Source organism: Rhizobacter sp. P2_H2, assembly GCF_056403375.1.
In genome coordinates, this window is the sequence record NZ_JBFUFP010000370.1 from 1 (window position 1) to 4,889 (window position 4,889).

The 4,889-nt window shown below is 67.7% G+C and carries 6 protein-coding genes and 1 pseudogene; 4 read left to right on the forward strand and 3 right to left on the reverse strand.

The features are described from left to right. Positions 1-91 precede the first annotated feature (91 nt). Complete coding sequence (locus AC1D15_RS18180; RefSeq protein ID WP_477827084.1) at positions 92-271, forward strand: hypothetical protein; 180 nt, start codon at positions 92-94, stop codon at positions 269-271. 25 nt (positions 272-296) lie between these two features. On the opposite strand, the gene AC1D15_RS18185 is transcribed toward AC1D15_RS18180, so the two are convergent. Both AC1D15_RS18185 and AC1D15_RS18190 read right to left on the reverse strand, forming a co-directional pair. Then, positions 297-1,190 carry an SGNH/GDSL hydrolase family protein gene (locus tag AC1D15_RS18185; RefSeq protein WP_465113266.1) on the reverse strand — a complete coding sequence of 298 codons (894 nt, stop codon included), beginning with the start codon at positions 1,188-1,190 and terminating at the stop codon, positions 297-299. A 125-nt stretch (positions 1,191-1,315) separates the two neighbouring features. Then, positions 1,316-2,218, reverse strand: coding sequence for a LysR family transcriptional regulator (locus tag AC1D15_RS18190; protein WP_477827085.1), 903 nt, complete (start codon positions 2,216-2,218; stop codon positions 1,316-1,318). A gap of 111 nt (positions 2,219-2,329) precedes the next feature. On the opposite strand from AC1D15_RS18190, the gene AC1D15_RS18195 reads away from it, so the two are divergent. From AC1D15_RS18195 to AC1D15_RS18205, 3 genes are all read left to right on the forward strand, one after another. Further along, the gene (locus AC1D15_RS18195; protein WP_465113265.1) at positions 2,330-2,548 is read left to right on the forward strand and encodes a tautomerase family protein; all 219 of its coding nucleotides are present in this window, start codon (positions 2,330-2,332) and stop codon (positions 2,546-2,548) included. A 134-nt stretch (positions 2,549-2,682) separates the two neighbouring features. Then, complete coding sequence (locus tag AC1D15_RS18200) at positions 2,683-3,894, forward strand: PQQ-dependent sugar dehydrogenase (RefSeq protein ID WP_477827086.1); 1,212 nt, start codon at positions 2,683-2,685, stop codon at positions 3,892-3,894. A 1-nt stretch (position 3,895) separates the two neighbouring features. After that, on the forward strand, positions 3,896-4,558 hold the full coding sequence (locus AC1D15_RS18205) for a c-type cytochrome (RefSeq protein WP_477827087.1): 663 nt from the start codon (positions 3,896-3,898) through the stop codon (positions 4,556-4,558). 24 nt (positions 4,559-4,582) lie between these two features. On the opposite strand, the pseudogene AC1D15_RS18210 reads toward AC1D15_RS18205, so the two are convergent. Further along, positions 4,583-4,889 (reverse strand): annotated as a pseudogene (locus tag AC1D15_RS18210) (hypothetical protein); the annotation flags it as partial.

Sequence of the window (4,889 nt, forward strand, 5' to 3'; positions counted from 1 at the left end):
GTACCAGACCTGGTAGTACCAGACCTGGTACGAGGTCTCGAGCAACCGGCCCGAGCGGGCGCCGTCGCAGGCGCCGCGCGCCCTCGACCTCGTGTTCCTGCCCGGCCTGCTCGCGCAGGCCGCCGGCGCGCCCATCGACGATTGGCTGGCCGCCAACATCTCGGCACGAAACCAGTGCGCCGGGCTGCTGGAGGCCTGCCGGATGCCCGGTGTGCGCGAGGCCTACCTGTCGTACCTGTGGAGCGATCTCAAGGAGTTCGAGCTGCCCTGAGCCGTACCCAGCGCGGGCTCTGCAACTACAGCAACCCCTCCAGCACCGCCCGCCAGGCGACACCCAGCTTCTTGTAGCCCTCCCGCGTCGGGTGGATCTCGTTCTGCCAGTCCCCGGAAACGCCCTCCTCCGTCGGGTCCGCCAGCACCAACCCCGCCGACTGCGTGTCGACGATCACCAGCGTATCGGCCGGGTCCGCCGCCAGGTGCTCATCCACCAGGCCGCGCAGCAACTGATCCAGCCGCGCCATCAACTCGGCCGCCACATCGCCCCAGTCGTCGATCGGAACACCGAAGGCCACCAGCGCCGGCTGCAGCCACGGCCCGCTGACAAAGCCCGCGCCACTCGGCCTCGGCATGATCGGCGCGTAGTTGTGCAGCACCGTCGGCGTGTGCCAGTTCTGCCCCGAGGCGCGTTCGGCGATGAACCACGCGAAGACCTCGCCCAGGTGCTGCTCGAAGGTGTGCCAGCCGTCCTCGCTGAGGTAGCCCGCCGCATCGGCCGGCACGGCCGCGCGCTCGTCGGCGCGCAGCAGCAGCCGCCGGTCGCGCGGCGCATCGGGGCCGACCGACGCGGCATCGATCAGGTCGTTGCCGCCGCCCGACAGCAGGATCGCATCCCACTGGAACGACGACGGCCCGCGCAGCAACCGCAGGAACATCGTCTCCGACAGCGCGTCGGCCATGTGCGCGAGCGTCTTGCTCGGCCGCGCGCAATTGACGATCACCGCCGCCTGCGAAAGCCACAGCTCGGCCAGCACGTTGCTCGTGAGCCCCGGCGGAATCGAGCCGATCGAGAACCACGAATCGCCCTGCGCCAGGCACTGGCGATCGAACAGGTCGAACGGGAACAGGCCGGTGTCGCCCTGCCCATAGGCCGCTGCCGGGGCGATGATCTGGGCGCGAAAGTCGGTGCTCATGGAGGCTCCTTGCGGGCGCTGGAGCCCCGGTGTACTCCACGGCGATGCAGTTGAACCTCCCCTGATGCGGGGGAGGAATGGCCGCGCAGAGCCGGCTGCGTTGCCAGCCTGGTTTCCAGCGCGGATCAGGCCGGAAACGCACGCTCATAAAGCTGCGCCAGCCAATCGACGAACACCCGCACCCGCGGCGAGAGCTGGCGCCGGTAGGGATAGAGCGCCGACAGCGGCATCGACGGGCTGGGCCACTCGTGCAGCAGCTCCACCAGGCGACCCGACTTCAGATCCTCGTCCACATGGAAGCGCGGCAGTTGAACGATGCCGCAGCCGCGCCTGGCACACAGCGCKTAGTTCTCGGCATCGTTGACGCTGACCCAGCCACGCAGCGAGAAATCCCTGGCCACGCCGTCGACCAGCAGCGTCAGCGGATAGTCGATGCCACCGGTGCTCGAGAAGAATCGCACCATCTGGTGGTCGGCCAGTTCGTCGGGATGACCGGGCGTGCCGAAGCGGGCCAGGTAGTCGGGGCTGGCACACAGCACTTGCGGCAGCACGGCAAGCCGGCGCGCGATGAGGCTGGAATCGCGCAGCTGGCCGGCACGCACGACGCAGTCCACGCCCTCGCGCACGAGATCCACCAGCCGGTCGCCGCTGCTGATGACGAGGTCGATGTCGGGATAGCGGCTGCGGAAGTCGTTGATCTGCGGCAGCACGATCAGCATCGCATGGGTGCCGTGCAGGTCCACGCGCAGCGTGCCACGCGGGTTGGCCGCCACGTGCTTGAGCGAGGCCTCGGCATCGTCCAGTTCCGACAGCACATGCACGCAGCGTTCGTAGTAGGCCGATCCGTCGTGGGTGGGGCGCACCTGGCGCGTCGTGCGATCGAGCAGCCGCACCCCCAGCCGGCCCTCCAGTTCCTTGATCGCGTTGGTGGCGGAGGGCCGCGGAATGTCCAGCATCTCCGCGGCGCGGCTGAAGCTGCCGGTCTCCACGATGCGGGTGAACAGCAGCAGGGTGTCGAGGCGATCCATGCGCCGATTGTTATCGATGGCGGAATTCACATGGCTTCCGCGCGGCATTTATCCGTCATTCGATAACAACAAGAATGCCTTCACCTTCATTGCACTCCACAGGAGAACCCCATGCCATTCGCCAATTTCAAGTTCCCCGAGGGCACCGTCGACCACGCCCGCAAGGAAGAAATCATCCACCGCACCACGGCCATGTTCGTCGAGTACTTCGGCGAGAAGGCCCGGCCCTTCTCGATGGTGCTGGTCGAAGAGGTCGCCGACGGCGGCTGGGGTCGCGCCGACGAGACGCTGACGCTGGCCAAGATGGGCTTGCCACCGAAGGCTCGGTGAGTGCCCGGGCGCGGGTGGACAGCGCCACGGTCATGACTCAAGATGCCCCCTCGCGACACTGATAACCGCAGAGGCCACGGGCTCGTCACCATGCGGGCCGATGGCTTCTCACACAACCACATCAGGAGTGAGACATGCATCAGATCCGCCTGCGTTCGTTCGTCGCCGCGCTGCCGCTCATGTGCGCAGCCGCAGTGGCCTCCGCCCAGGATGCCGAACCCGGCTGGGCCAAGGGCCGGCCCAAGACCGACACGGCCATGAAGATGGCGCCGGTGCCGGCGTTTCCGATTCCGACCGCGGCCGACCAGCTGCCTACCGCGAAGTTCAAGCTGCCGCCCGGCTTCAAGGTMGAGACCTGGGCCTCGGGCGTGCTCGACGCGCGCGAGCTGCGCCAGGGTGCCAAGGGCAACATCTTCGTCAGCACGCTGTTCGTCGCCAACAAGGTCTACGTGCTGCCCGAGAAGGCTGTCGACGGCAAGCGCGAGCCGAAGGTCATCATCGACAAGACCGAGCAGGCGACCGGCATCGAGTTCTACAAGGGCTCGCTGTTCTTCGCCACCCACAAGAAGATCGTTCGCTACGACAACGTGGAGGACAAGCTCGACAACCTCGGCGAACCGAGCGCGGTGCTGAACGACAAGCTGCCGGGCGGYAGCGACCACAGCTGGAAGTACCTGCGCGTCCACAACGACAAGCTCTACTACAACATCGGTGCGCCCTGCAACATCTGCGATCCGGGCGAGTACGCGAAGATCTACAGCATGAAGCTCGACGGTTCGGGCATCGAGACGATCGCCTCGGGCGTGCGCAACACGGTCGGCTTCGACTTCGATCCGAAGACCGGTGACCTCTGGTTCACCGACAACGGCCGCGACTGGCTCAGCGAGGAGATTCCGAACGACGAGCTGAACCATGTCACGCAGCCCGGCAAGCAGCACTTCGGCTATCCGTATTGCCACCAGGGCAACATCCCCGACCCTGAGTTCGGATGGGGCAAGTCGTGCGACGACTTCGTGAAGCCCGCCGCGCTGCTCGGCCCGCACGCCGGCTCGCTCGGCCTGAAGTTCTACACCGGCAAGATGTTCCCGGCGAAGTACCAGGGCGCGATGTTCATCGCCATCCACGGGCCGTGGAACCGCACGAAGAAGTACAACGGTGTCTACGTGGCGCGGCCGGACGGCAAGGGCGGTGCCAAGGTCGAGCCGTTCATGACGGGCTTCGTCGAGAACAACACCTACCTCGGCCGGCCGGTGGACTTCCTCGTGATGAAGGACGGCTCGCTGCTCGTCAGCGACGACCACGCCGGTGCGATCTACCGCATCAGCTACAGCGGCAAGGGCAAGTGACGTGAGGGCCTGGCAGCGCAGCGCGACCTTGGCCATCCTGCTGATGGCGACCTCGTGGGCGCACGCGCAGGCGCAGACGAAGAAGCCCGCCGCCCGCTCGAGCGCCGCCTCGGCGGCTGCCACCGGTGCGGCGGCCGCGGCTGACTACGCCGAGCGCTTTCGCGCCGTCTGCGCCGCCTGCCACGGCGCCAACGGCCGCAGCGACATGGCGGGCGTGCCGGTGCTGGCGGGCCAGCCGTCGCTGTACACGATCACGCAGCTGTTCCTGTTCCGCGAGGGCCGCCGCAACAACGACGCGATGATTGCGCTGGCCAAGCCGATGAAGGACGCCGACTTGCGAGGCTTCTCCGACTTCATCGGCACGCTGCCGCCGGTGCCCGCGCCGGCGCCGGGTGCGCCGCCCGATGCGGAGCGCATGAGCAAGGGGCAGGCCCTCGCGCAGCAGCACAAGTGCGTGTTCTGCCACGGCACCGATCTGGCGGGCGGCCAGGGCGTGCCGCGCATCGGCGGCCAGAAGGAGGACTACGTGCGCGCGACGCTCCAGGGCTTCAAGTCCGGCGAACGGCCCGGCTACACGCGAGCGATGACCGAGGCACTGAGCCAGGTGCCGGTGCAGGACCTGGACGTGCTGGCCTACTATGTCGCGAACTTCACCGGCAAGTGAATCCCGGCACCGTCGCGTCAACGGTCAGGCCACTACGGCTCCCGGAACGTCCACCGGTGTGCTGCGATAGGCCCAGAAGCGTGGCAGCGCGAACCCGGTGGCGATGACGCCCGCGAAGCAGATCGCGCCGCCGATCCAGACGGCGGCTGACACACCCCAGGCGTCGGCCATGAAGCCGGCGCGCGCGCTGCCGATGAGCGGGCCGGTCAGGTAGCTGATCATCTCGATGCCGGCCAGACGCCCGCGCAGCGTGTTGGGAATGGTCTGGTTCCAGATCGTGCCGCGGAACACGCCGCTGACCATGTCGGCCGCACCTGCCACCGCCAGGCAC

Coding starts and splice junctions, on each gene's coding strand:
- AC1D15_RS18185 (WP_465113266.1), bottom strand. CDS start 1,190: ATGAGCACCGACTTTCGCGCCCAGATCATCGCCCCGGCAGCGGCCTAT.
- AC1D15_RS18195 (WP_465113265.1), top strand. CDS start 2,330: ATGCCATTCGCCAATTTCAAGTTCCCCGAGGGCACCGTCGACCACGCC.